Source organism: Lysinibacillus cavernae, from assembly GCF_009724685.1.
Classification (GTDB): Bacteria; Bacillota; Bacilli; order Bacillales_A; family Planococcaceae; genus Lysinibacillus; species Lysinibacillus cavernae.
Map to the genome: position 1 here is coordinate 98,932 of NZ_WMEF01000012.1, position 23,984 is coordinate 122,915.

At 38.6% G+C, this 23,984-nt stretch carries 21 protein-coding genes; 1 reads left to right on the forward strand and 20 read right to left on the reverse strand.

Going from position 1 to position 23,984, the window contains the following annotated elements:
* Positions 1-151: 151 nt before the first annotated feature.
* The 18 genes from GJU32_RS19305 to GJU32_RS19380 all read right to left on the reverse strand — a co-directional run bounded on the left by GJU32_RS19305 (position 152) and on the right by GJU32_RS19380 (position 20,297).
* Complete coding sequence (locus GJU32_RS19305) at positions 152-391, reverse strand: hypothetical protein (protein ID WP_155593550.1); 240 nt, start codon at positions 389-391, stop codon at positions 152-154.
* Positions 392-542: 151 nt separating this feature from the next.
* A complete protein-coding gene (rlmD, locus tag GJU32_RS19310) occupies positions 543-1,910 on the reverse strand; it encodes a 23S rRNA (uracil(1939)-C(5))-methyltransferase RlmD (RefSeq protein WP_155593582.1) in 1,368 nt (455 codons plus the stop codon).
* A 576-nt stretch (positions 1,911-2,486) separates the two neighbouring features.
* Entirely contained in the window at positions 2,487-2,609 is a 123-nt protein-coding gene (cydS, locus tag GJU32_RS23660) for a cytochrome bd oxidase small subunit CydS family protein (RefSeq protein ID WP_274381832.1), read from the reverse strand.
* A 14-nt stretch (positions 2,610-2,623) separates the two neighbouring features.
* Entirely contained in the window at positions 2,624-3,649 is a 1,026-nt protein-coding gene (locus GJU32_RS19315; protein ID WP_155593551.1) for a cytochrome d ubiquinol oxidase subunit II, read from the reverse strand.
* The gene (locus tag GJU32_RS19320; protein WP_155593552.1) at positions 3,646-4,992 is read right to left on the reverse strand and encodes a cytochrome ubiquinol oxidase subunit I; all 1,347 of its coding nucleotides are present in this window, start codon (positions 4,990-4,992) and stop codon (positions 3,646-3,648) included. The genes GJU32_RS19315 and GJU32_RS19320 overlap by 4 nt, the downstream gene beginning before the upstream one ends.
* A 12-nt stretch (positions 4,993-5,004) precedes the next feature.
* Positions 5,005-5,127 carry a hypothetical protein gene (locus GJU32_RS23665; protein ID WP_274381833.1) on the reverse strand — a complete coding sequence of 41 codons (123 nt, stop codon included), beginning with the start codon at positions 5,125-5,127 and terminating at the stop codon, positions 5,005-5,007.
* A gap of 327 nt (positions 5,128-5,454) precedes the next feature.
* Positions 5,455-6,369 carry a diacylglycerol kinase gene (locus tag GJU32_RS19325; RefSeq protein ID WP_155593553.1) on the reverse strand — a complete coding sequence of 305 codons (915 nt, stop codon included), beginning with the start codon at positions 6,367-6,369 and terminating at the stop codon, positions 5,455-5,457.
* A 72-nt stretch (positions 6,370-6,441) separates the two neighbouring features.
* Positions 6,442-7,005 carry a thioredoxin family protein gene (locus tag GJU32_RS19330; RefSeq protein ID WP_155593554.1) on the reverse strand — a complete coding sequence of 188 codons (564 nt, stop codon included), beginning with the start codon at positions 7,003-7,005 and terminating at the stop codon, positions 6,442-6,444.
* Between the two features lie 157 nt (positions 7,006-7,162).
* Positions 7,163-8,590 (reverse strand): Asp-tRNA(Asn)/Glu-tRNA(Gln) amidotransferase subunit GatB, encoded by a 1,428-nt coding sequence (gene gatB, locus GJU32_RS19335; RefSeq protein WP_155593555.1) that lies wholly within the window; start codon positions 8,588-8,590, stop codon positions 7,163-7,165.
* A gap of 1 nt (position 8,591) precedes the next feature.
* Positions 8,592-10,055: an Asp-tRNA(Asn)/Glu-tRNA(Gln) amidotransferase subunit GatA gene (gatA, locus tag GJU32_RS19340; RefSeq protein ID WP_155593556.1), complete on the reverse strand. Its 1,464-nt coding sequence runs from the start codon at positions 10,053-10,055 to the stop codon at positions 8,592-8,594.
* Positions 10,056-10,079: 24 nt separating this feature from the next.
* Complete coding sequence (gatC, locus tag GJU32_RS19345; protein ID WP_004225708.1) at positions 10,080-10,367, reverse strand: Asp-tRNA(Asn)/Glu-tRNA(Gln) amidotransferase subunit GatC; 288 nt, start codon at positions 10,365-10,367, stop codon at positions 10,080-10,082.
* A 386-nt stretch (positions 10,368-10,753) separates the two neighbouring features.
* Positions 10,754-11,893, reverse strand: a complete 1,140-nt coding sequence (locus tag GJU32_RS19350) for a CamS family sex pheromone protein (RefSeq protein ID WP_155593557.1) — start codon at positions 11,891-11,893, stop codon at positions 10,754-10,756.
* 119 nt (positions 11,894-12,012) lie between these two features.
* Positions 12,013-14,016, reverse strand: a complete 2,004-nt coding sequence (gene ligA / locus GJU32_RS19355) for an NAD-dependent DNA ligase LigA (protein ID WP_155593558.1) — start codon at positions 14,014-14,016, stop codon at positions 12,013-12,015.
* A gap of 14 nt (positions 14,017-14,030) precedes the next feature.
* Entirely contained in the window at positions 14,031-16,283 is a 2,253-nt protein-coding gene (gene pcrA / locus GJU32_RS19360; RefSeq protein ID WP_155593559.1) for a DNA helicase PcrA, read from the reverse strand.
* 32 nt (positions 16,284-16,315) lie between these two features.
* Positions 16,316-17,005, reverse strand: a complete 690-nt coding sequence (pcrB, locus tag GJU32_RS19365) for a heptaprenylglyceryl phosphate synthase (protein WP_155593560.1) — start codon at positions 17,003-17,005, stop codon at positions 16,316-16,318.
* Between the two features lie 113 nt (positions 17,006-17,118).
* The gene (locus GJU32_RS19370) at positions 17,119-17,436 is read right to left on the reverse strand and encodes a YerC/YecD family TrpR-related protein (protein ID WP_008173656.1); all 318 of its coding nucleotides are present in this window, start codon (positions 17,434-17,436) and stop codon (positions 17,119-17,121) included.
* Positions 17,437-17,451: 15 nt separating this feature from the next.
* The gene (locus GJU32_RS19375) at positions 17,452-18,507 is read right to left on the reverse strand and encodes a DUF3048 domain-containing protein (protein ID WP_155593561.1); all 1,056 of its coding nucleotides are present in this window, start codon (positions 18,505-18,507) and stop codon (positions 17,452-17,454) included.
* A gap of 68 nt (positions 18,508-18,575) precedes the next feature.
* Positions 18,576-20,297, reverse strand: coding sequence for an adenine deaminase C-terminal domain-containing protein (locus tag GJU32_RS19380; protein ID WP_155593562.1), 1,722 nt, complete (start codon positions 20,295-20,297; stop codon positions 18,576-18,578).
* Positions 20,298-20,496: 199 nt separating this feature from the next.
* Here GJU32_RS19380 and GJU32_RS19385 point away from each other — a divergent pair, with 199 nt between their 5' ends.
* On the forward strand, positions 20,497-20,922 hold the full coding sequence (locus GJU32_RS19385; protein ID WP_155593563.1) for a YgaP-like transmembrane domain: 426 nt from the start codon (positions 20,497-20,499) through the stop codon (positions 20,920-20,922).
* A gap of 103 nt (positions 20,923-21,025) precedes the next feature.
* Here the strand turns inward: GJU32_RS19385 and purD are convergent, their stop codons facing one another.
* Both purD and purH read right to left on the reverse strand, forming a co-directional pair.
* Positions 21,026-22,282, reverse strand: coding sequence for a phosphoribosylamine--glycine ligase (purD, locus tag GJU32_RS19390; protein WP_155593564.1), 1,257 nt, complete (start codon positions 22,280-22,282; stop codon positions 21,026-21,028).
* An 81-nt stretch (positions 22,283-22,363) separates the two neighbouring features.
* Positions 22,364-23,890: a bifunctional phosphoribosylaminoimidazolecarboxamide formyltransferase/IMP cyclohydrolase gene (gene purH, locus GJU32_RS19395; protein ID WP_155593565.1), complete on the reverse strand. Its 1,527-nt coding sequence runs from the start codon at positions 23,888-23,890 to the stop codon at positions 22,364-22,366.
* Positions 23,891-23,984 lie beyond the last annotated feature (94 nt).

Here is a 23,984-nt window from a genome sequence, read left to right on the forward strand (position 1 = left end):
AATATAAATATTTTTCTTTTATTTTATATCTCACTTCCAACAATCTACCTTGCTCACTTCTGTAGAACTAACGCCAACCACATTAGCACGATTCATTTATAAAATTACAGTAAAAGATATATTTAATTAAAGACACATATCAAAAAACATCTTAATTATCTAAAACCAATCGATCCCATTTCTCAGATAAATAATCGATAATTCCTTCTTCATCTTCTTTTGATTTCAAAGTTAATAAAGTTTTAATATCATTATCATCGAAAAATAAAATAAACTTCCTGTCCCTATTCATTGTATCTTTACATCGTTTCATTAATAATTCTACATTCTCAACTTTGCGACACACTAATAAACCAAATTTCCCGGTTGTTTCTCCTAATGCTCGCTTCATTCATAAAATCATAGTAAAAGCAGACGGCCAATTAGAGGTGCATTATCACACTTCTAAACCGTCTGCTTTTTATGTTTCAACGAATATTAAGCTAGATGTTCCAAAGACACACCCTAATAAAGCGTACATTAAAAAACACGCTTAACTTAGTTTAATCAGCTAGTTCAAGCCACGCCACCGCTTCACAATGCGTTGAATGCGGGAACATATCCACTGGTTGAATTTCCTGTGTTTGATAACCGCCATCCTCCAAAATACGAAGATCGCGTGCTAATGTAGCTGGATTACAAGAGACATAGACCACTCGCTTTGGACGTTGTTCTAAAATCGTATTTAAAAGTGCTTCATCACAGCCCTTGCGTGGGGGGTCGACTACGAGTACGTCTGCTTCCTTACCTTCTTTATACCATCTTGGTATAACTTCTTCTGCTGGGCCAGCCTCAAAATAAGTATTTGTAAAACCATTGAGTACTGCATTACGTTTGGCATCTTCAATCGCTTGTGGGACTATCTCAACTCCCATGACTGCCTTTGCTTTTTGCGCAAGGAATAAAGAGATGGTACCAATTCCACAATACGCATCAATAACACGTTCATCCCCCTGCAAGGCAGCATAATCAAGCGCTTGTTTATAAAGGACCTCTGTTTGCTCTGGATTGACTTGATAGAACGAACGGGCTGAAATTTCAAAGCGCACATCGCCAATTGTATCAATAATGACGTCCTTGCCCCATAGGTTGATCGTGTCATCACCAAAAATGACATTTGTTTTCTCACTATTCACGTTTTGCATAATCGACGTGACATTCGGAACAAGCTTTTGAATCGTTGTAACTGCTGCCTCTTTTTGTGAGAACTTTTTCTTTTTTGTCACGAGGACGACCATCACTTCACCTGTTGCTCTTGCTTTGCGAATGACCACATGGCGTAGCATACCTTCATGTGTTTGTTCATTGTAAGGGCGAATCCCTATCGCCGTTAATTCCTTCTTCAAGCCTGCTAGAATGGCGTCTGCTTCTCCTGTTTGAATTAAGCAACGTTCCATATCCACAATGCTATGCGTTTTTGTTTTATAAAAGCCTGCGATAGCTTGTCCTGCTTCATTTTCAGAGAAAGGAATTTGCGCTTTGTTGCGGTAATGCCAAGGTTCTTTCATTCCTTTTACGGGGAGAACAGGTGCATCAATTTTACCAATGCGCTGCATCACATTGCGCACCATATTTTCTTTCCATTTTAGTTGCCCCGCGTAAGATAAGTGCTGTAATTGACAGCCGCCACATTGCTTGAAATAATCACAAGGTGCTTCAACACGGTCTGGTGATGGCTTGATAATTTCTACAACTTTTCCAAAGCCATAATTTTTTAAGGTTTTCAACACATGGATTTCGGCTGTTTCGTTCGGAAGTGCGCCCTGTATAAATAACGGGTAGCCGTCAACCTTTGCGACACCATTACCATCATGTGTTAAATCTTCTATATAAACTGAAAGTCGATCATTTTTTTTCACGGGTGCTGACATTCGTACATCCTCCATTTCAATCTCCTTATTGTAGCATGTGTTGGCGAATGAAAAAAGAACAAGACTTGCCCGTTATGTTATTCCCCTCACTAACTTGAAAAAAGATCATGTCAATAGCAGAAAAAGAGCCTTGGGCAATGTGAGGGGGTGATTTCCGTTCAGCCAGCGTCCTTTCCATGGGGCGTCCGATGAGCCGCTTCACTCACTGCGTTCGCTCCAATCAACCATGTGCAAAAGTGTCTTTTCCTTCTCTTTCATACTAGCCGTAGTAAACAAAATTGCTCATTATTTGTATGATTAGAGAAAGAATAGGCTCTTATTTTCTTGTGGAGAAGTGATGAGTCACAACAACGATCAATAAGTGAACATCTTCACTTTATTTGTCATAACACTTTTGTGGATTGGAGTGGAAGGCTACTTGACTCCAACAGGATAGCGAGACAGGCGAGCTCCTGAACGGAGCGGTAGCTCGGCGCTCGTCCACAGGAAAGCAAGTAGCCTGCAACAGAAATCCTTTTTCACCTTACACAAAAATTCTATGGATGGTTTTGTTTTTCAACACTATGAAAAGAGCCGCTACTCGCGACTCTTTCCTTGATCTTTTGTAATATGATAGTCCCTTGGTGCCCACCAAAATGCAAACAAAATACCGAGGATGACAACGATAAAAGGCGCATAAAAAATTAAAAAACTCTGCATGATCTTATTTCCTCCTATGCGTGATTGTCTTCTTTTCCTGTCACATAATTTTTATTGAACAAGAACAATTTCATCAATAAATAAAGTGAAGGAAGAAGGAGGCAAAGCCCTAAAATAAATGCGATGATTAAGGCAATCGCCATTTGTGTACTTGTGAAGCCATCGTAAATTGTTAAATACGGATAAAGTAAATAAGGATACTGTGCAATACCATAAGCAAAGAATGCTACAGCAAATTGAGCGATGAGGAGCCCAACCGCCAGTCCGTACTTTTTACGCATCATAATGAGTACGACTGTGATGATAAATAATACGGCAGAAATCGCAAACATCCACCATAAATTAACCATGTGACTATAACTTTCTGGGTTGATGGATTTCATTTCATACATAATGCCAAGTGCACTGATCATTAAAGGTGCAGCCCACACAAGTGCATATTTTCGCATTAGTTTTGTAGCTTCTATGTCGTTTGCTTTATGGGCGTACCAAGTTAAAAATACGGAAGAAATATAAAGTACAGCGGCAATGCTTAGTACCACAATGCTCCATGCAAATGGACTTGTATATAAAGTCCAGTAGTTTAATACAGGCTGCCCATCAATCAGATCAACATAGCCTCCACCAGCAATGGCAAAGACAACAGACAAGGAAGCAGGAATTAATAAGCCTGCCACACCATATGTCAACGTATACCCAATGTGTCCACGCGCACCATAGGATTCAAAAGCATAGTAGGAGCCCCGAATTGCCAATAGTACAAGTGAAATACTGACTGGCACAAGTAAAATTGTTCCGTAATAAAAAGCTGTTTGTGGGAAAAATCCTACGATTCCTACAAAGAAGAACACTAAAAAGACATTGGTTACTTCCCAGACAGGTGATAAATAACGTTTGATAATATTTGTTAAAATATGATTTTTACCAATGAGCAGGCTATATGCGTTAAAGAAGCCTGCACCAAAATCAATTGAAGCGACAATGACATAGCCAAATAGGAAAATCCATAATACTGAAATACCTAAAATCTCTAATGTCATAGGAAGTCACCGCCTTTTTCAGAGTGGCGCTCTTCAATCTCACGCTCAATCGGATTCTTTTTAAACATTCGTACCAATACGACAATACTTCCTACTGCCAATACAGCATACACACCCGCAAATAACAGCAGCATTAAATCCACATGATCACTCGTCGTAGCTCCTTCTGGTGTGCGCATTAAACCATAAAGTATCCATGGTTGACGTCCAACCTCGGCAAGCCACCATCCTGCTTCAATCGCAATGATCGACAGTGGTCCTCCCGCCACAATAATCCATCTATACCATCGTGAATGAATAAACTGCCAACCACGCGCTTTCCCTACAACATAAAGTAATGAAACTAGCACCATAAACATACCGATGGAAACCATAATATCAAATAGATAATGGATATAGAGTGGTGGTATATCTTCTTCCGCAAATTGATCTAAGCCGATTACCTCTGCATTAGGATTAAAATGTGCAAGAATGCTTAAAGCATACGGAATTTTGATGGCATATTTTACTTCTTCTCCATCTAATACACCAAATAATACAAGTGAAGCTTTCCCTTCAGTCTCAAAATGCCATTCTGCTGCTGCTAGTTTTTCGGGTTGATATTCGGCTAAGTATTTTCCTGAAAAATCTCCAATAACAGCGGCTGCAATGGAGAAAATCAGGCCAATTTTCATCAATAAAAGTAATGATTTTTTATGGTATACATGCTTAGATCCTCTTAGCATTCTGTATCCTGCAATAGCAGCCAGCACAAATGCCGATGTCATATAGGCAGTTACAAGTACATGTGCAACCTTTGTCGGCATGGCAGGGTTAAACATTGCTAAAAGAGGTTGGATATTAACAAGCTCTCCGTCCACAATATCAAAGCCTTGCGGTGCATTCATAAAAGCATTAACGATTGTGATGAATACAGCCGACATAGACGCCCCAACAGCAACAGGGATTAACAGCAACATGTGCTTTTTCTGACTATCAAAGCGGTCCCATGTATATAAATAAATACCTAAGAATATTGCCTCAAAGAAAAATGCAAACGTTTCCAAAAAAAGTGGTAAAGCAATCGTTTGACCAGCTAGCTGCATAAAGTTAGGCCATAGTAGTGAAAGTTGTAAGCCAATTGCAGTTCCTGTTACAACACCAACAGCTACGGTAATAACAAAACCACGCGCCCACCGTCTTGCCATTAAGATATAATGCTCATCATTCTTTTTATACCCAGTCCATTGAGCAAGCATAATCATTAACGGGACACCCACACCAATCGTTGCATAAATAATATGGAACGATAATGTCAACTCAGTTAATGCTCGACTCCAAAAGACTGCAGATTCATTAATCATCTCATTGCCCCCCTAACTTCCAAATATTTTTCCAAGAATGGAAAGTAGCATAACGATTGCAACACCAAAGCTTAGCCATATAAGCTTCTTTTCTTGTGACTTATACATAGGCAACACTTCCTTTCCTTTATCCATACCCCCATTTTCCACTATTACAACGAAAAAAACCTTAATAACGGACTGAAATTTCAGCCTATTAGTAAGGTTTCAAATTTTGTTCAAGTAATATACGCACATTCGCCAAACATTTTTCTAAATTCATTCACAATGTTAGTTCTAGCACGTAGATTGTGGAATTTTAGCCATGAACCTTTAAGAATAGTGAGCGCCAATAATGAGAAGTTACTTTGTTATTCAATGTTACAGGAATCCTTTTTCGTGGGCTTTCTCTCCCTCATAAAAGAGCAAGCAAATAAATAGATAAAGCTCATCCTCATTAAAATCGGATGAGCTTTTCAATCTTTAGATGCGGTCTTCCTCTCGAATATCTGCAAGTGGAACAAAAATTTCAATATGTTGTTTCAAGTTTTCGAACGTAGCAGGTGCGTCTCCGCCATATTCGCCATCTAAATTAAGATGGACTTCGTTTTCTGTAGTAACTTTGACAACGCTAGCTTTTTTGTAGATGACACGGTCATCATTTAAATGCTCGCCTCTTAATGCCATGGCAGCCAGTTGAATAAACTCAGGTAGGCTAACTTTTTTAAGTACTAACAATGTAAAGTATCCATCATTAATACTTGCATCAGGTGCAAGTTTCTCAAAACCACCTACTGAATTGGTTAGACCACATAGGAACATCATGGCGTCACCGTCAAATACTTCTCCATCATATTCAATGCGCATATGCGAGGCTTTGATTGATGGAATCATCTCTACCGCCTTTAAATAGTAGGCTAGTTGACCAAGCATGGTTTTCATCTTACTTGGTACTTCATATGTTAACTCTGTAATTCGTCCGCCGGCAGCAATATTGATGAAATAACGTTCTCCATTTAAGAGACCAACATCAACTGGTAATGTGTCGCCTTGAATAATAATGTCTACAGCTTCATCAATATTTCGAGGGATATGCACAGCACGGGCAAAATCATTTGTAGTGCCCATCGGAATTAGACCAACTTTCGGACGGTTTTCAAATGGACTTACACCTGAAACAACTTCATTTAATGTGCCATCTCCACCAACTGCGATGATGATATCAAAACCGCGTTCTACCGCATTTTTTGCTGCAAGCGTTGCATCGCCCTCACATGTTGTTGCGTGACAGGATGTCTCATAGCCTGCTACCTCTAGTTTTTCCAACACCTCTGGTAGATGCTTCTTAAACACTTCGCGTCCAGATGTAGGATTATAAATGATTCTTGCTCGTTTCATAACATACCTTCCTGCTTCATAAGATTCTATTTCATTCAACGAATTAAACGCTGAAATGTTGCAATGCTTTTGTCATTTTTGTAATGTGTTTGTTACCTGATTTTTAAAGTCTTCATAGACATAAGTCCAGTAGGTTTGATTCGAAATATTTTCCTCTCGAATTTCTGCATAAAGGGCTTTTTGGGCTTCTTCAAATGTTGGATCTTCTTTATCTGGTAAGCTTGCTCGTTTCGTTACTACTAGCTCTTGTAATTCAGGTGCACGTGGTCCCCATTTTCCAACAACCTCACCTGCTTCATCTAACAATAAGTATATTGGAATAGCACGACCTCCGTTTGTTAAATAACAATCAATTAGAGCTGTATCGGCATCACGGAAAACTGCACGCATATCTAATCCAGCTGCTTCAGCAACACGACGAATAATTGGATTGTTTAACATTGCGTCCCCGCACCAATCTTCTGTAATGGTTAAAATTTTTAGTTGCTTGTCCTTTAGTAAGTCGATAAACCCATCGTTTGTTGGCACTTCATAGCCATCATAAATACGGAAACTTTCTTCTTTCAGCGTCGTCATGTTCTCCATATATTGTTGTATTGAAATAGCTTCATTAAAATATTGTTGTTCTGTTTTCATTGGCTCGTCCCCCTTATTATTATCTATTCTATATTTTGCTATGAATACTCTTTTTAAACAACTATTAAGTGTTGCAAATTGCAAATTTGTTACATTTTTGAAAATTAATAGCCGAGAAAGCAATGAAGCTCTCTCGGCTATTATGTTACAACGAGTATTAACGTTTGGCAATTTCTTGTTGTAATAATTTATTAACCATTGGTGGGTTCGCTTGGCCTTTTGTTGCTTTCATGATTTGTCCAACTAGGAAACCAATAGCACGATCCTTACCGTTTTTGAAGTCTTCAATAGATTGTGCGTTGTTATCTAAAACTTCTGTTACGATTGCTAATAATGCACCCTCATCGGAAATTTGAACTAAACCTTTCGCCTTCACAATATCCTGTGCAGAACCGCCATTTTCTACTAATTCAGCAAATACTTTTTTACCGATTTTAGAAGAAATTGTACCATCCGTAATTAATTTTACCATTTCAGCAAGGTTTTCAGGTGTTAACGCAGTATCTTTTAGTTCTTTTTGCTCTGCGTTTAAGTAAGCAGAAACGTCACCCATTAACCAGTTAGCAGAAAGCTTCGCATCTGCATCTTTCACTATCATTGCCTCGAAGAAGTTTGAGATTTCTTTCGAAATAACAAGAACCCCTGCATCATATGGTGTTAAGCCTAACTCTTCAACATAACGTTTTTTACGCGCATCTGGAAGTTCAGGAATTTCTGATTTTACACGCTCTAGCCATGCATCATCAATAGAAAGACGAACTAAATCTGGCTCAGGGAAGTATCGGTAATCATCTGTTCCCTCTTTAACACGCATTAAAATTGTTTTACCTGTTTTTTCATCAAAACGACGTGTTTCTTGCTCAATCACGCCACCTGATAATAATACATCTGCTTGACGTAATTCTTCATGCTCTAAACCACGACGAACATAGTTAAAGGAGTTCAGGTTTTTAAGCTCCGTTTTTGTTCCAAATTCTTCTTGACCATAAGGACGAATAGAAATGTTGGCATCACAACGAAGTGATCCTTCCTCCATCTTACAGTCAGATACATCTGTATACTGAATAATTGATTTTACTTTTTCAAGATATGCATAGGCTTCGTTTGGTGTACGAATGTCTGGTTCAGAAACGATTTCTACAAGTGGTGTACCTTGACGGTTGAAGTCAACTAATGAATGATCACCTGCGTGAGAAAGTTTACCAGCATCTTCTTCCATATGAAGTCGTGTAATACCGATACGTTTTGTATAGCCGTCTACTTCAATATCAACCCAGCCGTTTTTACCGATTGGCTTATCAAATTGCGAAATTTGGTAAGCTTTCGGATTATCAGGGTAGAAGTAGTTTTTACGGTCAAATTTTGTTTCTTGTTCGATTTCCATATTTAGTGCAAGAGCTGCACGCATTGCGAAATCAACTACATTTTTATTAAGAACTGGTAGGACACCAGGATAACCTAAATCGATTACTGTTGTATTTGTATTTGGTTCAGCACCAAAGTGAGCTGGTGCTGGTGAGAAGATTTTTGAGTTTGTTTTCAACTCAACGTGTACTTCTAAACCAATGACTGTTTCAAAGTTCATGTTATTTTCCCTCCCACATTTGAGGAACTTGTTTGTGGAACTCCGTTGCTTGTTCAAAAGCATGAGCTACACGGTAAATAGTTGCTTCGTCGAAGTATTTACCAATAATTTGTAAACCAAGTGGTAGTCCGTTTTCAAAGCCACATGGAATTGAAATGGCAGGGACACCAGCTAAGTTCATCGGGATTGTTAAAATATCGTTTGCATACATTGTCATCGGATCATCAACGTTTTCACCAATTTTGAATGCTGGTGTTGGTGCTGTAGGTCCAATGATAACATCAAAGTCTTCAAATACTTTGTCGTAGTCTGCTTTGATGAGTGTACGTGCTTGTTGTGCTTTTTTGTAGTAAGCATCATACGTACCTGCACTTAATGAGTAAGTTCCAAGCATAATACGACGTTTTACTTCATCACCAAAACCTTGTGCACGTGTTTCTTTATAAAGATCCATTAAATTTGTAACGTTTTCTGCACGGAAACCATAACGGATACCATCGAAACGAGATAAGTTTGAAGACGCTTCAGATGAAGAAAGGATATAGTACGCAGCAAGTGCATATTTAGAATGAGGAAGTGATACTTCTTCTACCGTTGCACCTAAGCCTTTTAATACCTCTAATGCATCTAACACTGATTGACGTGCCGCTTCGCCAACACCTTCACCAAGGAATTCTTTTGGTACAGCGATACGTAAGCCTTTTACATCACCAGTAAGGGCTGCAGCATAATTTGGCACCTCTACGTTTGCAGATGTAGAATCATTTGGATCTAAGCCTGCAATAGCTTCAAGTACTAGAGCATTATCTTCAACATTACGTGTAATTGGTCCAATTTGATCTAAAGAAGATGCAAATGCAACTAGACCAAAACGAGATACACGACCATATGTAGGTTTCATCCCTACAACACCACAGTAAGCTGCTGGTTGACGGATTGAACCACCTGTATCTGAACCAAGAGAGATTGGCACTTCACCGGCTGCTACTGCTGCTGCAGATGCACCTGAAGATCCTCCTGGTACGTGGTTTAAGTTCCATGGATTTGTTGTTGTTTTAAAATAGGAGTTTTCGTTTGAAGAACCCATTGCAAACTCATCCATGTTTAATTTACCAATTGTAATCATTCCAGCTTCACGTAGCTTATTTACAACAGTTGCATCATAAATTGGCATAAAGCCTTCAAGAATTTTAGAGGCACAAGTTGTTTCTAAACCTTCTGTCACGATGTTGTCTTTTACACCGATTGGAAGACCAAATAGTGGTCCACGTTCTTCAAATGGTACTTTATCCATTTCAGTTGCTTGTGCAGTTGCTTTTTCTTCGTTTGAAGCAAGGAATGCTTGTACATCGCCATCAAGCTTTGCAATACGCTCGTATGCTTCTTTCGTTAAGTCAGCGATTGATAAGTTACCTGCTTTAATTTCTGCTTGTAACTCCTTTGCTGAACGTTCAAATAACGTCATGAGGAATCCTCCTATGTTTTAGTATTACATGATAGCTGGTACTTTTACTTGACCATCTTCTTGTTCTTTTACGTTTAACATCATAACTTCGCGATCTAAACCTTTTACTGCAACATCTTCACGCATTACATTGACTAGTGGTAAAACGTGAGTTGTTGGTTCAACATTCGTTGTATCTAACTCGTTTAACTGCTCCGCAAAGTCTGTAATTTTCCCAAGCTGTTCAGCAAATTTTTCCGCTTCTTCTTCTGTAATTGCAAGACGTGCTAAATTTGCCACGTGCTTTACTTCCTCTTTTGTTAATTTAGCCATTTTTCACACCTCCGAATACTTGTTCAATTCATTGTTTTTATTGATAACAATAGGGTTGAATAAAGTTAACCATGCCAATAATCATAACATTATTCATATTAAAAATCACAACTTTCACCAAAAATATAGAAACTTTCACTACTATAACAAAGTGTTGTCACTATATTCCTTTTGCGTCCCTTTAATTCTAGACATCTACTTCATTTACGCCTGGCTTTCGCCCAGATAATTTTTTGAGCTAACGAGTAGAAGTTAACCGAAAACCATCACGTCCTGTGATAATGTTTAACTGACCTGCGTCAAATCAGCAGAAGACTCCCTCCTCTAAAGGGGAAGTCTTCTGCTGAATTAAGATAAAAATATAGCCAGCACAAAGGCTGACTATATTAATCATAGACATGCACGTAAGGATCCTTGTCATTGGCTTTTTTGATAATTAAAGCTTCAGGACCATTTATTGAAGTAACGCTCACTTCAACATGAATATTATCAAATTGGTTGATTAAAATACCTGTCAAATATTGCGTAAATCCTATTATTTCAGCTTTGCCAAAAAATTGGATTGGAATTTCGATAGTAAGATTTTGTATTTGCTTATTTCGATAAAAACCTGTCCCAATCACACTAGTATAGTTAGAAAAGTATTTATCGACATCTTGTTTAAAATTCTTGAAGTTATTGTTGACATCACGATAGACATCCTGTGAATCATCTGTAGGGAACATGACATAATTTTCATCTATGCCTTCCCAATCGGCAATGTCGTTTTGCCCAGCTTTTGCTACACCGTAACTAAAGTATGCCCCTGGAATAATTTGATTGCGGGCTTGCTGTTTAAACAAACCAACAACTATAGGTATATCTTTCAACTCTTCACGTGTGCGTAAACGGGATACAATTTCAGCAGCCATTTTTTTGCCTTGCTCAACTAGATCCGACTCAGAAATCGGTTTCTCATAATACTCTCCATACTGTTCTTTCTGATAGTAGTAAATAGAGTTAAGGGCAAGACCTATCGAAATTCCGCCTAATTTTACTTTATTATCTTTTGTTTTTGTTAAGTAGTTTTGCTCCACAATATGAGCTAAATAAACGGGAGCCTTCGTTGCTCTTTCTTCCGGTGTCATCGTTTCTGTTGTCGGTGGATTCAATCCATCTTCTGTTTGTGAACTACGGGCAAGCCATGAACTCACTGTACTTTCAGCTAAATATTGACCTTCTTGGAAGTAGTAGTTTTCCGTATCAAACTCATTTTGAGATAGACGCATTAAACCCCCTTCTACTTCCTTCATATCATATTTTGTATAAATATTTGACACAACTAGTCCTCTACTTGCACTCTCTTTATAAGGAATAAGTGTCTTATAATAGGATTCATCAATCTGTATGCTTGGGATAATTGTTGTTTCAGCTTTTTCTTTCTGTTGCGTTTCCTGTGTAAGCTCTGTCTCCTTCTTGTCAGAAGGCACACAGCCGACTAGCATTGCAGCAGCTACAATTGCTGGAATGAGTCGAAAAGACTTCATTATTTAGTGCTCCTTTACTAATAGTCAATTTTAGGCTGACGAGTCAATCGACGCCATGATGTAATCGTTATGCATTCAATATGGCTTCCAAACAACAAAATATATTGAAAATGCACTTATTAGATGAGGTTAAGTTGTTCAATTAAGTTTTCTTCATTCCAAACTTCAATACCTAATTGCTCAGCCTTTGTCAGTTTAGAACCCGCATCCGCACCTGCGATGACAAGGTCCGTTTTTTTGCTGACACTGCCTGTTACAGTACCACCTAACTCTTCTATTTTCACCTTTGCTTCGTTGCGTGTCAATTGCTCAAGTTTACCAGTTAAAACAATTGTTTTACCTGCAAAAGGATTATCACCTACAACCACTTCTACTTTTTTACCTTTATAGGTCATATTTACGCCTACTTCAGCAAGTCTGCCTATGACTGTACATGCATCTTCATTTGAAAAATATTCGACTAGGGATGAAGCCATCTTATCACCAATCTCATAAATAGCGACTAGCTGAGCCTCCGTTGCTGCCATTACTGCTTCCATTGAACCAAATTCCTCTGATACAATTTTCGCTGCCTTTTCACCAACATGTCGAATTCCTAGACCAATTAATAAACGCTCCATCGAATTTTCCTTAGATGCTTGAATGGCATTCACTAAATTGGTAGCAGATTTTTCCCCCATGCGTTCCAATCCAACAAGTTGCTCAACTGTTAAATGATATAAGTCAGAAACATCATGGATTAAATCTGCACGTAATAACTGCTCAACTACTTTATCTCCAAGACCATCAATATTCATGGCATTTCGAGAAACAAAATACTTAATGCTCTCTGCAATTTGGGCAAAGCATGCAGGGTTTACACAGCGTAATGCCACTTCACCTTCAATACGAATCAATTCACTATCACAAACAGGGCAATTTTTTGGCATCTCAAATGGTACTGAATCCTCAGGGCGTTGCTCTATAAGGACTCCTACTACTTGCGGAATAATATCACCAGCTTTTCGAATAATCACTGTATCCCCAAGGCGTATATCTTTATCTCGAATTAAATCTTCATTGTGTAAAGAAGCACGTTGAACCGTTGTCCCCGCTACTTGTACTGGACTTAAAATAGCTGTTGGCGTAACAACCCCTGTACGTCCTACTGTTAAATCAATATCAAGTAATGTTGTGACAACTTCCTCTGCTGGGAATTTGTAAGCAATTGCCCAACGTGGACTTTTTGCTGTATAACCTAGCTCATCTTGTTGAGCATAACGGTCCACTTTAATAACGATACCATCAATTTCGTAGGCTAAATTTGGGCGGTTTTCTGTCCAATGTTCTATAAAGGTCATTACCTCTTCAATTGTAGAGCAACGTTGACGCTCTTTGTTAGAAGGGAAGCCTAGACTTTCTAGATAATCAAGCATTTCTGCATGTCCATCAATACCATATCCTTCACCATCTCCACCAATGGCATAGATAAAAGTTGATAATTGACGACTTGCCGCAATCTTAGGATCTAATTGACGTAAAGAGCCAGCAGCGGCATTACGTGGGTTGGCAAATAATTCTTCCCCATTGGCTGTACGCTGCCCATTTAATTTTTCAAATGATTTTTTTGGCATGTATGCCTCGCCACGTACTTCAATCGTAACAGGTTCCTTTAAACGAAGCGGTATCGCGCGAATTGTCTTTAAATTGGCTGTAATATCTTCCCCTACAACACCATCTCCTCGTGTTGCTCCTTGTACAAACACACCATTTTCGTATTTCAATGAAATGGCAAGACCATCTATTTTCAATTCACATACATAGGAAAATTGATCCCCGATCGCTTGACGAACTTTACGATCGAATTCTTGTAAATCTTCTTCGTTAAAAGCATTTGATAGGCTGAGCATTGGGTAATCATGTGTCACTTTTTTAAAGCCCTCTACCACTGCTCCTCCAACACGTTGGGTGGGAGAATCGGGGTAAATGAGTGACGGATTCGCTTCTTCTAATGCAATCAGTTCATGTAATAATTGATCATAGACACTATCAGCTACGACAGGCTTATCTAACACATAATAGGCATAACCATATTCATGCAGTAATTTATTTAACTCCGCTATGCGTTGTTCTATTTCGTTCATTTACGTTCCTCCGCTTACGCTTTTTCAATCGGTGCAAATTGAGCTAGTAATCGCTTAATACCAATTGGTTGTGGAAAAGCGATATCAAGCTCTGTACTATCACCCTCACCTTTTACACTAACAACCATACCTGTTCCCCACTTTTTATGGATAGCCTTATCTCCAGCCTTCCAGCCAAATTGGTCTCCACCCGTTGCTTGTAAACGTGCTGTAGCAGGCTGTGTTTGTTGAATAGCCCCAAGTGTCCGTTTTTGATAGCTACCTGTTGAACGATTGCTAGTGGCAAACGGTATATTTGAGTTAGTACCTGCCTTGGAAATTGATTCTGTAATGTCTTCTGTAATTTCCCCTAAAAATCTTGAGGCAATATTAAAACTTGAACGACCAAAAATTGTTCGGCTTTGTGCACATGTTAAATATAGACGTTCTTCTGCACGTGTCACGCCAACGTACATGAGACGACGCTCTTCTTCCATTTCGTCCTGATCATCTAAAGAGCGAGAATGTGGGAAGATGTTTTCCTCCATACCGATAATAAAGACAATAGGAAACTCTAAGCCTTTAGCCGCATGCATCGTCATTAAAATAATATTGCCCTTGGATTCATCTTCTTTATCGAGTGCATCGATATCAGCAATTAGTGCTAAATCTGTTAAAAAGGCAATTAAGCTTTTATCATCACTTCGCTCCTCAAAAGCCTTTGTAACGGATAAGAACTCTTCAATATTTTCTAAACGACTTTCGGCTTCAATCGTTTTTTCGTTTTGTAACATTGCACGATAACCTGATTTATCAATAACTTGCTCCACAATTTCAGTGACAGATAAATAATCTTGCATTTCTGTAAAGCCTTTAATCATTGCATAAAACTGCTCAGCTGAGTTTGCAGCTTTTCCGGAAAGCCCCATGAATATAAGATCATTCATAGCATCAAAAATGGAACGATCCTGGTCAATCGCATAGCGTGCCATTTTTTCAAAGGATGTAGCGCCAATACTACGCTTTGGTTCATTAATAATACGTGCAAGTGATAAGTCATCGTCATTATTGGCAATCAGTCTTAAATAAGCTAGTAAGTCCTTTATCTCTTTTCGATCATAGAACTTTGTTCCGCCCACTATTTGATAGGCCATATTAGACTTTACAAGCACTTCCTCCATCACACGTGATTGAGCATTCGTACGATATAAAATGGCAAAATCATCAAATGAACGATTTTCTTTTTCGATCAACTGTTGAATCGTTTGTACAACAAACTGCGCTTCTTCTTGCTCGTTATAAGCTTTGTATAAGGCAATTTTCTCACCCTCTGCGTTTTCTGTGCGCAGTTCTTTTGGATAACGTGTTGTATTATTTTGAATGACGTCATTGGCTGCTTGTAGGATGCGTTTAGTTGAACGATAATTTTGCTCAAGCATAATTGCCTTGGCATTAGGATAATCCTTTTCAAATGATAGAATATTGCCAATATCCGCTCCACGCCAACGATAAATGGACTGATCGGAATCTCCTACAACACAAATATTTTTAAATTTCTTAGCCAGTAACTGTACAAGTAAATATTGTGATTTATTTGTATCCTGATATTCATCCACATGAATATATTGAAATTTATTTTGATAGTATTCAAGCACTTCTGGTATACGTTTGAACAACGTGATCGTTGTCATAATTAAATCGTCAAAATCAAGGGACTGGTTGCGACGCAATCTTTTCTCGTAGCCTTTATAGACACGTGCAACGGTTTGTTCATAAGGATTTTTATCGTTCATTTGTCCAGCGTAATCGTCTGCCGTTATACACTCGTTTTTAGCTGAACTAATGGCATTTAAAATAGCTCGTGGCTCAAAACGCTTTGGATCAATATTCTCATCCTTCATCACATTTTTGATCACTGATAGCTGATCAGTAGAATCTAGAATGGAGAAATTACGCGATATGCCTAGTTGATCGATATTACGACGTAAAATTCTTACACACATCGAGTGAAAAGTAGATACCCACATACTATCGCTAGTACCATTGCCAAGAATACCATCAATACGCTCGCGCATTTCACGGGCTGCTTTATTCGTAAACGTTATGGCTAAAATTTTTGAAGGATATACTTCCTTTTCTACGACTAAGTAAGCAATTCGATGGGTTAATACTCTTGTTTTTCCTGACCCAGCACCCGCCATTATTAGTAACGGTCCCTCAGTTGTTTTGACTGCTCTTTCCTGTTCAGGATTCATACCTGCAAGTAAATTTTTTGTTAACTGTTCCATTTCGCACCGCCTTACAAACATTTGTTCTAAAATTATAACGTATTTTTAACAGCCTTAACAGTCGCAAGTGCAGCTTTTAAATCTTCGTAAATGATATTCCCAACTACTACTGTATCTGCATGTCTTGCCATTTCCTCTGCTTGCTTTGCAGATGTAATTCCTCCACCATAAAATAGTTTCGTATTGTTCAACTCATTTTTCACAGCACTTACCACTTCAATATCACCATAAGTACCACTATACTCTACATAAAATACAGGCAATTTAAAGAAGTTTTCAGCCATACGTGCATAGGCAATGACATCGTCAGTTGATAAATCTGTTTTTGCATTTGTCACTTCTGCTACCTTACAATTAGGATTTAAGATACAATATCCTTCTGCTACCAATTCATCCCACACCATAATATCGCCGTATTCCTTAATAGCCTCATGGTGTAAATTCTTAATCCACTTTGGGTCATCACTATTTAACACTGTTGGAATGAAATAATAATCATAGCCTGGTGTTACCGCATCAATCGTAGAAATTTCAAGCGCGATCGGCACCTCAAAACGACGTACGCGAACAAGTAAATCTAATACACCATCTAATGTCACACTATCGGTACCACCTACTAAAATGACATCTGTGCCTGACTCACAAATTTTTTCTAATGTTTCATCTGAAATGTCCTTTGCCGGATCTAGCTTGAACACATGTCTCCATTCTAAATAATCCATCTATTTTACCACCTATCATTTTCTATCTACTCGTTTACAAGTATAGCTTATGATTAACGACAAAAAAATGAAAAAGACTGAGTAGAACTTCTACCCAGCCTCTTTCCCTACTATTATTTTGGTGCTTGAAACGGTTTTTCATCAGGATACAAACGACCTAACATTTCATCATATGTATCATTTCCATAATCGAAGCAGCGACGAACACGTGAAATAGTTGCAGTACTTGCACCTGTTTCCTTTTTGATCGATTCGTAGGTTTTCTTTAAACGTAGTAAATGTGCAACCTCAAAGCGTTGTGCCAACGATTGAATTTCACTAATCGTACATAAATCATCAAAAAACTTATAGCATTCTTCGATATCTTTCAGCTCCAACACTGCTTTAAATAATTGATCTGTTTGATGCCCCCGAATTTTTTCGATTTGCATGCAATTTTCCTCCTTTTAAGGCTGCGTTTTCACCATTGCTTCTAACCCTGGTGAAGATGGTACGAAATGAACCCACGACTTTCCTGGTACAAGCTTTACAGGCTCCCCTGTTTGCTCTACAGCCATTGGTATTCCATTAACATTAGCCCATTTGACTTCCCTCAAATAGCCGTTTTGAAATACGTAAGCATTTCCACCAGAAGTTAAATCAATTGCTTGACGACCAACATCATCCATTGTTTGATGATCCATTTCTAAGAATAGAACATTTGCTAATGACAATGTTTCGTCTGTTAACATATCCTTTGTGTCCACGCCAGCCGATTGTCGTTCATAGTGATTACTTTGATGATCATACACATACGAGTTGTGGAAATCTTCATTATTTCCATAGTAAATGTCAACTTGACTTGTTTCAATGCCTATTTTACCACGTTCATCGGGTTCATAAAAAGCCTGAAGTACTTTTTCACTGTAATTCATTGAAGCACCTACCATTTCAGCACCTTTTATGATATTTTCTGATGTAATATATGAATTGTGTGGAGCAACACGATCGCTAGAGCGGTCAAAAAGTATTCCATCATAAGCCATACCGTTGATATGATCGACTATTCGGTTATCAAGCATCGTTTTCGCCTCTGGGCTATAGCCGTGTGCTACGTAAAAAGCATTGAATCCCTTTGCCATATCAATAAAATAAGAGCGTGCACTACGAACTGGACCAATATTTTCAGGCAGTTCACTTTGATATACTGCTAAAAAGCGTGTCACATTGCCTTCCGCAAGCATTTCATAAATCAAATCCGCAGCAGCTAATCCTGATTGTGGACGTGCTGCTGGATGATTATTGATTGTTACAATAATGGGGCGCTGCGTGATTTCTTCTTGCACTGCTTCCCCAGTAAGAGGCGCCACAAATTCTGGTTGTTGAACAGTTTCTTTTACTACTGTTTCTTCCTCCACTATATTTTCATCTGTTTCTTTGACCTTTGGTGTATCCTTTGAACATCCCCCAATCACCAAAGCACTAAATGCCATAGCAATCAAAAATTTCTTCGATTTGAACACAAGCAAACCTCTCCTTTGAACAATTACACCTGACTGTAATTGTTAAACAACTGAAACACTTTCATAAATTAGCGCATAACAGCAGGTAATAATAACTTATTCTTCATCACATCGAAAATCCCTTTTGGTGTTATGCGAATATATGGCAAATGAGTGGACTGTAAAAATAATAGCGTATAAATAGCATCTCCAAGTTGATAGCCTCGTTCAGCTAAAGCTTGTTTTAAAGCCTTTTCTTTCTCTGTTAAAGATAAGACATCACCATCATATAAAAGTCCACCGATTGTTAATGGGATGTCCGCTATCACTTCGCCTTTTTCTACAAGAACAATACCGCCGTTCATAGCCTTCATTTCTTCAAAAGCTTTGATCATATCGTCTTTATTTTTCCCGATTAACAAAATATCACCCGTGTTTGAATAGGAGGATGCAAAGCCTTGAACACCTGTCGCAAATCCTTTAATCATTGTATTCACATGCCATTTCCCTTCTCGGTTAATTAGCATTAAATAGCACTCATCGTGATTCCCAAGCTGACCTTCTCTCGTAATGAAAGAGTTATAAGGCTTCGTAATAACATCATTTATCAATTCAATCCCAAACGGCATAGAGAACTGGAAGTCCTGTGAATCTAATGAAAAATCTAAATCTAGTGCTGGGATAGCAGAATAATCAATTGCTGCTAATCTATGCACACGTTCCCCATCACGCTTCAACCAAACACCCTTTGATAAGACGCTTTCTGGAACGGGATGATATTCATCTTGTAAAATATTAATGGAAGCAAAACGTCCTGTTGCGATAAAACCATGCAAATTGGACATATTATAATAGCGTGCCACATTATAAGAAGCCATTTGGTAGGCATCAATTGGAGATACCCCGGCATCTAAGGCTGCTTGAATGCATTTATCCATCACACCGTCCTCATGGAATGAAGGTGGCGAGCCATCTGTTGTCATCATTAAATGATCAAAAATAGGAAGCTCTTTTTCTACTATTCCCTTTAGCAAATGTGGTAAATCTGGACGAATGGAAGAATGACGTAACGTCACAGCATAGCCTTGCATAATACGACGCTCCACTTCTTCTACTGTCATTGCCTCATGATCACCATCTGCACCGAGTAATTTCATGCGTGCCAATGTTCTCTCTGATGCTCCAGGGAAATGTCCCTCAATTTTTTTTCCTAGACCTTTTGCCATTTGCATACGATAAAGCATTTGATCATCACCATGCAACAGCTTCGGCCAACCTGTCAACTCTCCACCAAGTAAGACATCGCTTCTCTCTAGCCACTCTAATATGGATGTGTTAGCGAAAATTTCTTCCTCTTGCTCCAATTCAGTTTGTGAATCAAAGCGAGTCCACCAATAAAATGAAAATGGCAACTTTTTTAAATTATCTAATATTGAAAACGCTTTCTTATTTTCTAAAGATAAAACAAAGCTTAAATTGTCGGAAATAAAAGTTGTTGTCCCAAGCTGTCCGCAAAAATCTGCAAATGACTGTGGGTGATACAGTTGGAATGGGTGTACATGTGGCTCTATATAGCCTGGCACAATTGTTTTTCCTGTACAATCCATCACTTCTGTTCCTTCTATTAAAGGAGGCATTCTGTCACCAGCATAGACAATGCGATCCCCTAAAATCCAAATGTTTCCTACTACCCATTGTTTCAACATACTATGCAAGTATCGTGCATTCTTCAGCACAATATCTGGTGCCTTTTTCCCATCAATTACTGCTAATTGCTGACGTATTTTTGTTATTTTCCATACTGGATCCATGCTATTCGCTCCTTCCTAAATTACGTAATTTTTCATTGTGTAAATCCAATTTGAAATCACATACTACTACTGCATAACCGCATATTTTCATAAAACTTATGCTTTATGCAATCATCTTGTTTCAATCGTAACACAGCACTTTCATAAAGCAAAGTGCACCTCGCTTATTTTTTCCACAATGACTAAAGGAGGAAGTATGATGATGCAGCAAGCAAATTTAAGCGAAAAAAATGCATTTTGTCGTTTCGCCATGGGTACAAGTTTGACAGCATTTGGTATCGCTAAAGTTTCTAGAGATCCTAATTGTACAAAAGGTCGATTGATGATTGCATTAGGTGCCATGAAAATGGCAGAGGGACTCTTTAAATATTGTCCAGCGAAAGCTATCATGAGCTCCAATATGCAGAATGCCATGAACACCTCTATGCAAAGTATGTTCAGTGGGCAAAATTCTATGTCTTCTGAGCAAATAGATAAGCTCATGAAGGATTTCTCCTCTGCAATAGCTGGCAATTCTTCAGGTTCACAAGCCAACGCTTCAAAGCAATCTGACACCAGCTCTTCAGCTCAAAATTCCTCAAGTAGTAGCCAATCTTCAACGAATAAAGCTCAGAATCCTTCTTAGTCAAAGGAGCCGTCCCAATCAATATTGAGACGGCTCTTACCTCTTACGTTTGAAACGACAAGAGGTTTCAAAAAATATTTTAATTTTTTGTAAAATCTACTATTTACTTAAACGTCCGCCAGCCAATATCTTTACGGAAGAAAAAATGATCCCATGTTTCCGTTGCAATGCCAGCATAAACTTTTTCCTGTGCTTCCTGTAATGTAGAGGCTTTTGCACCAACTAACAGTACACGACCACCATTGCCAACAAATTGGCCGTCTACTAATTTTGTACCTGCGTGGAATACTGCATATGAGTTTGAAAGTGCCTCTAAATTCGGTAATGCCTTGCCTTTTTCAACATCACCTGGGTAGCCCTCTGCTGCAATGACAACACCTAGCATTGCTTCTTCTGACCAGTGTAAATCAAATGGCTGTTCATCCATTAACGCCATCATAAATGCACCAAAATCAGAAACCATGCGTGGTAAAACTACTTGCGTTTCTGGATCACCAAAACGAGCATTAAATTCTATAACCTGAGGACCTTTTTTCGTTAAAATTAAACCTGCATATAAAATACCTGTAAAGGAAGCTCCGTCAGCCTCCATGCCTTTAACAGTAGGTTCTACAATCGTTTGATAAGCGATATCGACTACCTCTTGTGCGATTTGTGGTACTGGTGAATATGCACCCATACCTCCAGTATTTGGCCCTTGATCGCCGTCATATGCACGTTTATGATCTTGTGCAATAACCATTGGATAAATTTGGCCTTTATGAATAAAGGACATGAAGGAGAATTCTTCCCCATCTAAAAATTCCTCGATGACTACACGTGAAGAAGATTCACCAAAGCGTTGGTTCCCAATCATATCCTCGACAGCTTCAATCGCTTCGTTCTCTGTCATCGCTACAACAACGCCCTTACCAGCAGCTAAACCATCTGCTTTAATAACAATTGGCGCTCCTTGTTCTTTAATATAGGCTATTGCTTTTTCTGCTTCAGTAAACGTTTCATGTGCTGCTGTAGGAATATTATACTTATTCATTATTTCTTTGGCATAGGATTTACTGCTTTCTATTTGAGCGGCAATCTTTGTAGGGCCAAAAATACGCAAACCACGTGCTGTAAAGAAATCGACAATGCCTTCAGCAAGTGGCTGTTCTGGACCTACAAATGTTAAAGCAATATCATTTTCTTTGGCAAATTGAGCAAGCCCTGCAAAGTCCATTGTTTCAATAGCAACAACCTCTACCTCGTCCCGCATACCATCATTCCCAGGCGCTACAAATACTTTGTTAACAGATGGGGAAATGCTAAATTGTTTAGCGATTGCATGTTCACGACCGCCGCTTCCAATTACTAATACATTCATTTTAGAGAATCCTCCTCTTTGTGAGTAAGACCGAGATGAACCAACATCTCGGTCTGTTTTATTGCCTATCAGTTTAGTCAATTAGTGTTTAAAATGACGTACGCCAGTGAATACCATAGCAATACCATATTCATTTGCTTTATCAATGGAATCTTGATCTTTAATTGAGCCACCTGGTTGAATAATAGCCGTAATTCCTGCCGTTGCAGCTGCTTCAACCGTATCACTCATTGGGAAAAATGCATCTGATGCTAGTGCAGCACCTTTTGCTTTTTCTCCAGCTTGCTCAAAAGCAATTTTAGCTGCACCTACGCGGTTCATTTGACCTGCACCAACACCAAGTGTCATTTGAGAATCTGTTACAACAATCGCATTAGATTTAACATGTTTGACAACAGACCAACCAAGCTGAAGTGCTTCCCACTCCTGTTCTGTTGGTTCACGATCTGTGACAACTTTAATATCTGCATTGCCAAAGCCATAGCGATCTGGCTCTTGTACAAGAAGGCCACCTTCAACAGATACTACATTAAATTGATCTTGTTTCGCTTGCTCGAATGGAATAGTTAGTAAGCGAATATTTTTCTTTTTCGTTAAAATGTCTAACGCTTCTTGTGAGAATGCAGGCGCAATAATAATTTCTAAGAAAATATGACTTAGCTTCTCGGCAGTTGCTGCATCTACTTCCATATTTAACGCGATAATACCACCGAAAATAGATGTTGAATCTGCCTCATAAGCTTTATCGAATGCTCCCTCTAATGTGACACCTGTTCCAACGCCACATGGATTCATATGTTTCACCGCTACAGCGGCTGGCATTTCAAATTCTTTCACAATTTGCAATGCTGCATTACCATCTTGAATATTGTTGTAGGATAACTCTTTACCATGTAATTGTGTTGCATAGGCTAATGAGAAGTCAGAACCAAGACGTTTTTGGTAGAATGCCGCTTTTTGATGCGGGTTTTCACCATAGCGTAAGTTTTGCTTTAATTCATATGTCATTGTTAAGCTCTCTGGGAATTCTTCTTCTGTCAGATAGTTTGAAATATAAGAATCATAAGCGGCTGTGTGACGGAAAACTTTCGCAGCTAATTTACGACGTGTTTCAATTGTTGTAGCGCCGTTTGCTTTCAGTTCCTCTAATACTGTTGCATAGTCATTGCTATCCACGATTACTGTTACATATTGATGGTTTTTTGCAGCAGAACGTAACATTGTTGGGCCACCGATATCAATGTTTTCAATCGCGTCATCCCATGTTACATTAGGCTTTGAAATTGTTTCAACAAATGGATAAAGATTGACACATACAATCTCAATTGGCTCAATTCCATGCTCATTCATTTGTGCTTGATGAGACGCATCGTCAAACTTTCCTAATAGACCACCGTGGATCATTGGATTTAATGTTTTCACACGACCATCTAAAATTTCAGGAAACTTCGTTACTTCATCTACTGCTGTTACAGCTACCGCATTGTCCTGTAACATTTTTTTTGTACCGCCAGTTGATAAAATTTCATAACCTAATGCTACTAATTCCTTTGCAAATTCTAAAATACCATCTTTATTGGAAACACTGATTAATGCACGTTTTGTCACAACAATATCCTCCTAATTTTTATCGTGCTTACCACGAACTAACTTGCTTCTATAAGATTACTAGAGTTAGGTCTTACTTGGTGAGTAAGGTTCT

Coding starts and splice junctions, on each gene's coding strand:
- GJU32_RS19305 (WP_155593550.1), bottom strand. CDS start 391: ATGAAGCGAGCATTAGGAGAAACAACCGGGAAATTTGGTTTATTAGTG.
- rlmD (WP_155593582.1), bottom strand. CDS start 1,910: ATGTCAGCACCCGTGAAAAAAAATGATCGACTTTCAGTTTATATAGAA.
- cydS (WP_274381832.1), bottom strand. CDS start 2,609: ATGCAGAGTTTTTTAATTTTTTATGCGCCTTTTATCGTTGTCATCCTC.
- GJU32_RS19315 (WP_155593551.1), bottom strand. CDS start 3,649: ATGACATTAGAGATTTTAGGTATTTCAGTATTATGGATTTTCCTATTT.
- GJU32_RS19320 (WP_155593552.1), bottom strand. CDS start 4,992: ATGATTAATGAATCTGCAGTCTTTTGGAGTCGAGCATTAACTGAGTTG.
- GJU32_RS23665 (WP_274381833.1), bottom strand. CDS start 5,127: ATGGATAAAGGAAAGGAAGTGTTGCCTATGTATAAGTCACAAGAAAAG.
- GJU32_RS19325 (WP_155593553.1), bottom strand. CDS start 6,369: ATGAAACGAGCAAGAATCATTTATAATCCTACATCTGGACGCGAAGTG.
- GJU32_RS19330 (WP_155593554.1), bottom strand. CDS start 7,005: ATGAAAACAGAACAACAATATTTTAATGAAGCTATTTCAATACAACAA.
- gatB (WP_155593555.1), bottom strand. CDS start 8,590: ATGAACTTTGAAACAGTCATTGGTTTAGAAGTACACGTTGAGTTGAAA.
- gatA (WP_155593556.1), bottom strand. CDS start 10,055: ATGACGTTATTTGAACGTTCAGCAAAGGAGTTACAAGCAGAAATTAAA.
- gatC (WP_004225708.1), bottom strand. CDS start 10,367: ATGGCTAAATTAACAAAAGAGGAAGTAAAGCACGTGGCAAATTTAGCA.
- GJU32_RS19350 (WP_155593557.1), bottom strand. CDS start 11,893: ATGAAGTCTTTTCGACTCATTCCAGCAATTGTAGCTGCTGCAATGCTA.
- ligA (WP_155593558.1), bottom strand. CDS start 14,016: ATGAACGAAATAGAACAACGCATAGCGGAGTTAAATAAATTACTGCAT.
- pcrA (WP_155593559.1), bottom strand. CDS start 16,283: ATGGAACAGTTAACAAAAAATTTACTTGCAGGTATGAATCCTGAACAG.
- pcrB (WP_155593560.1), bottom strand. CDS start 17,005: ATGGATTATTTAGAATGGAGACATGTGTTCAAGCTAGATCCGGCAAAG.
- GJU32_RS19370 (WP_008173656.1), bottom strand. CDS start 17,436: ATGCAAATCGAAAAAATTCGGGGGCATCAAACAGATCAATTATTTAAA.
- GJU32_RS19380 (WP_155593562.1), bottom strand. CDS start 20,297: ATGGATCCAGTATGGAAAATAACAAAAATACGTCAGCAATTAGCAGTA.
- GJU32_RS19385 (WP_155593563.1), top strand. CDS start 20,497: ATGATGCAGCAAGCAAATTTAAGCGAAAAAAATGCATTTTGTCGTTTC.
- purD (WP_155593564.1), bottom strand. CDS start 22,282: ATGAATGTATTAGTAATTGGAAGCGGCGGTCGTGAACATGCAATCGCT.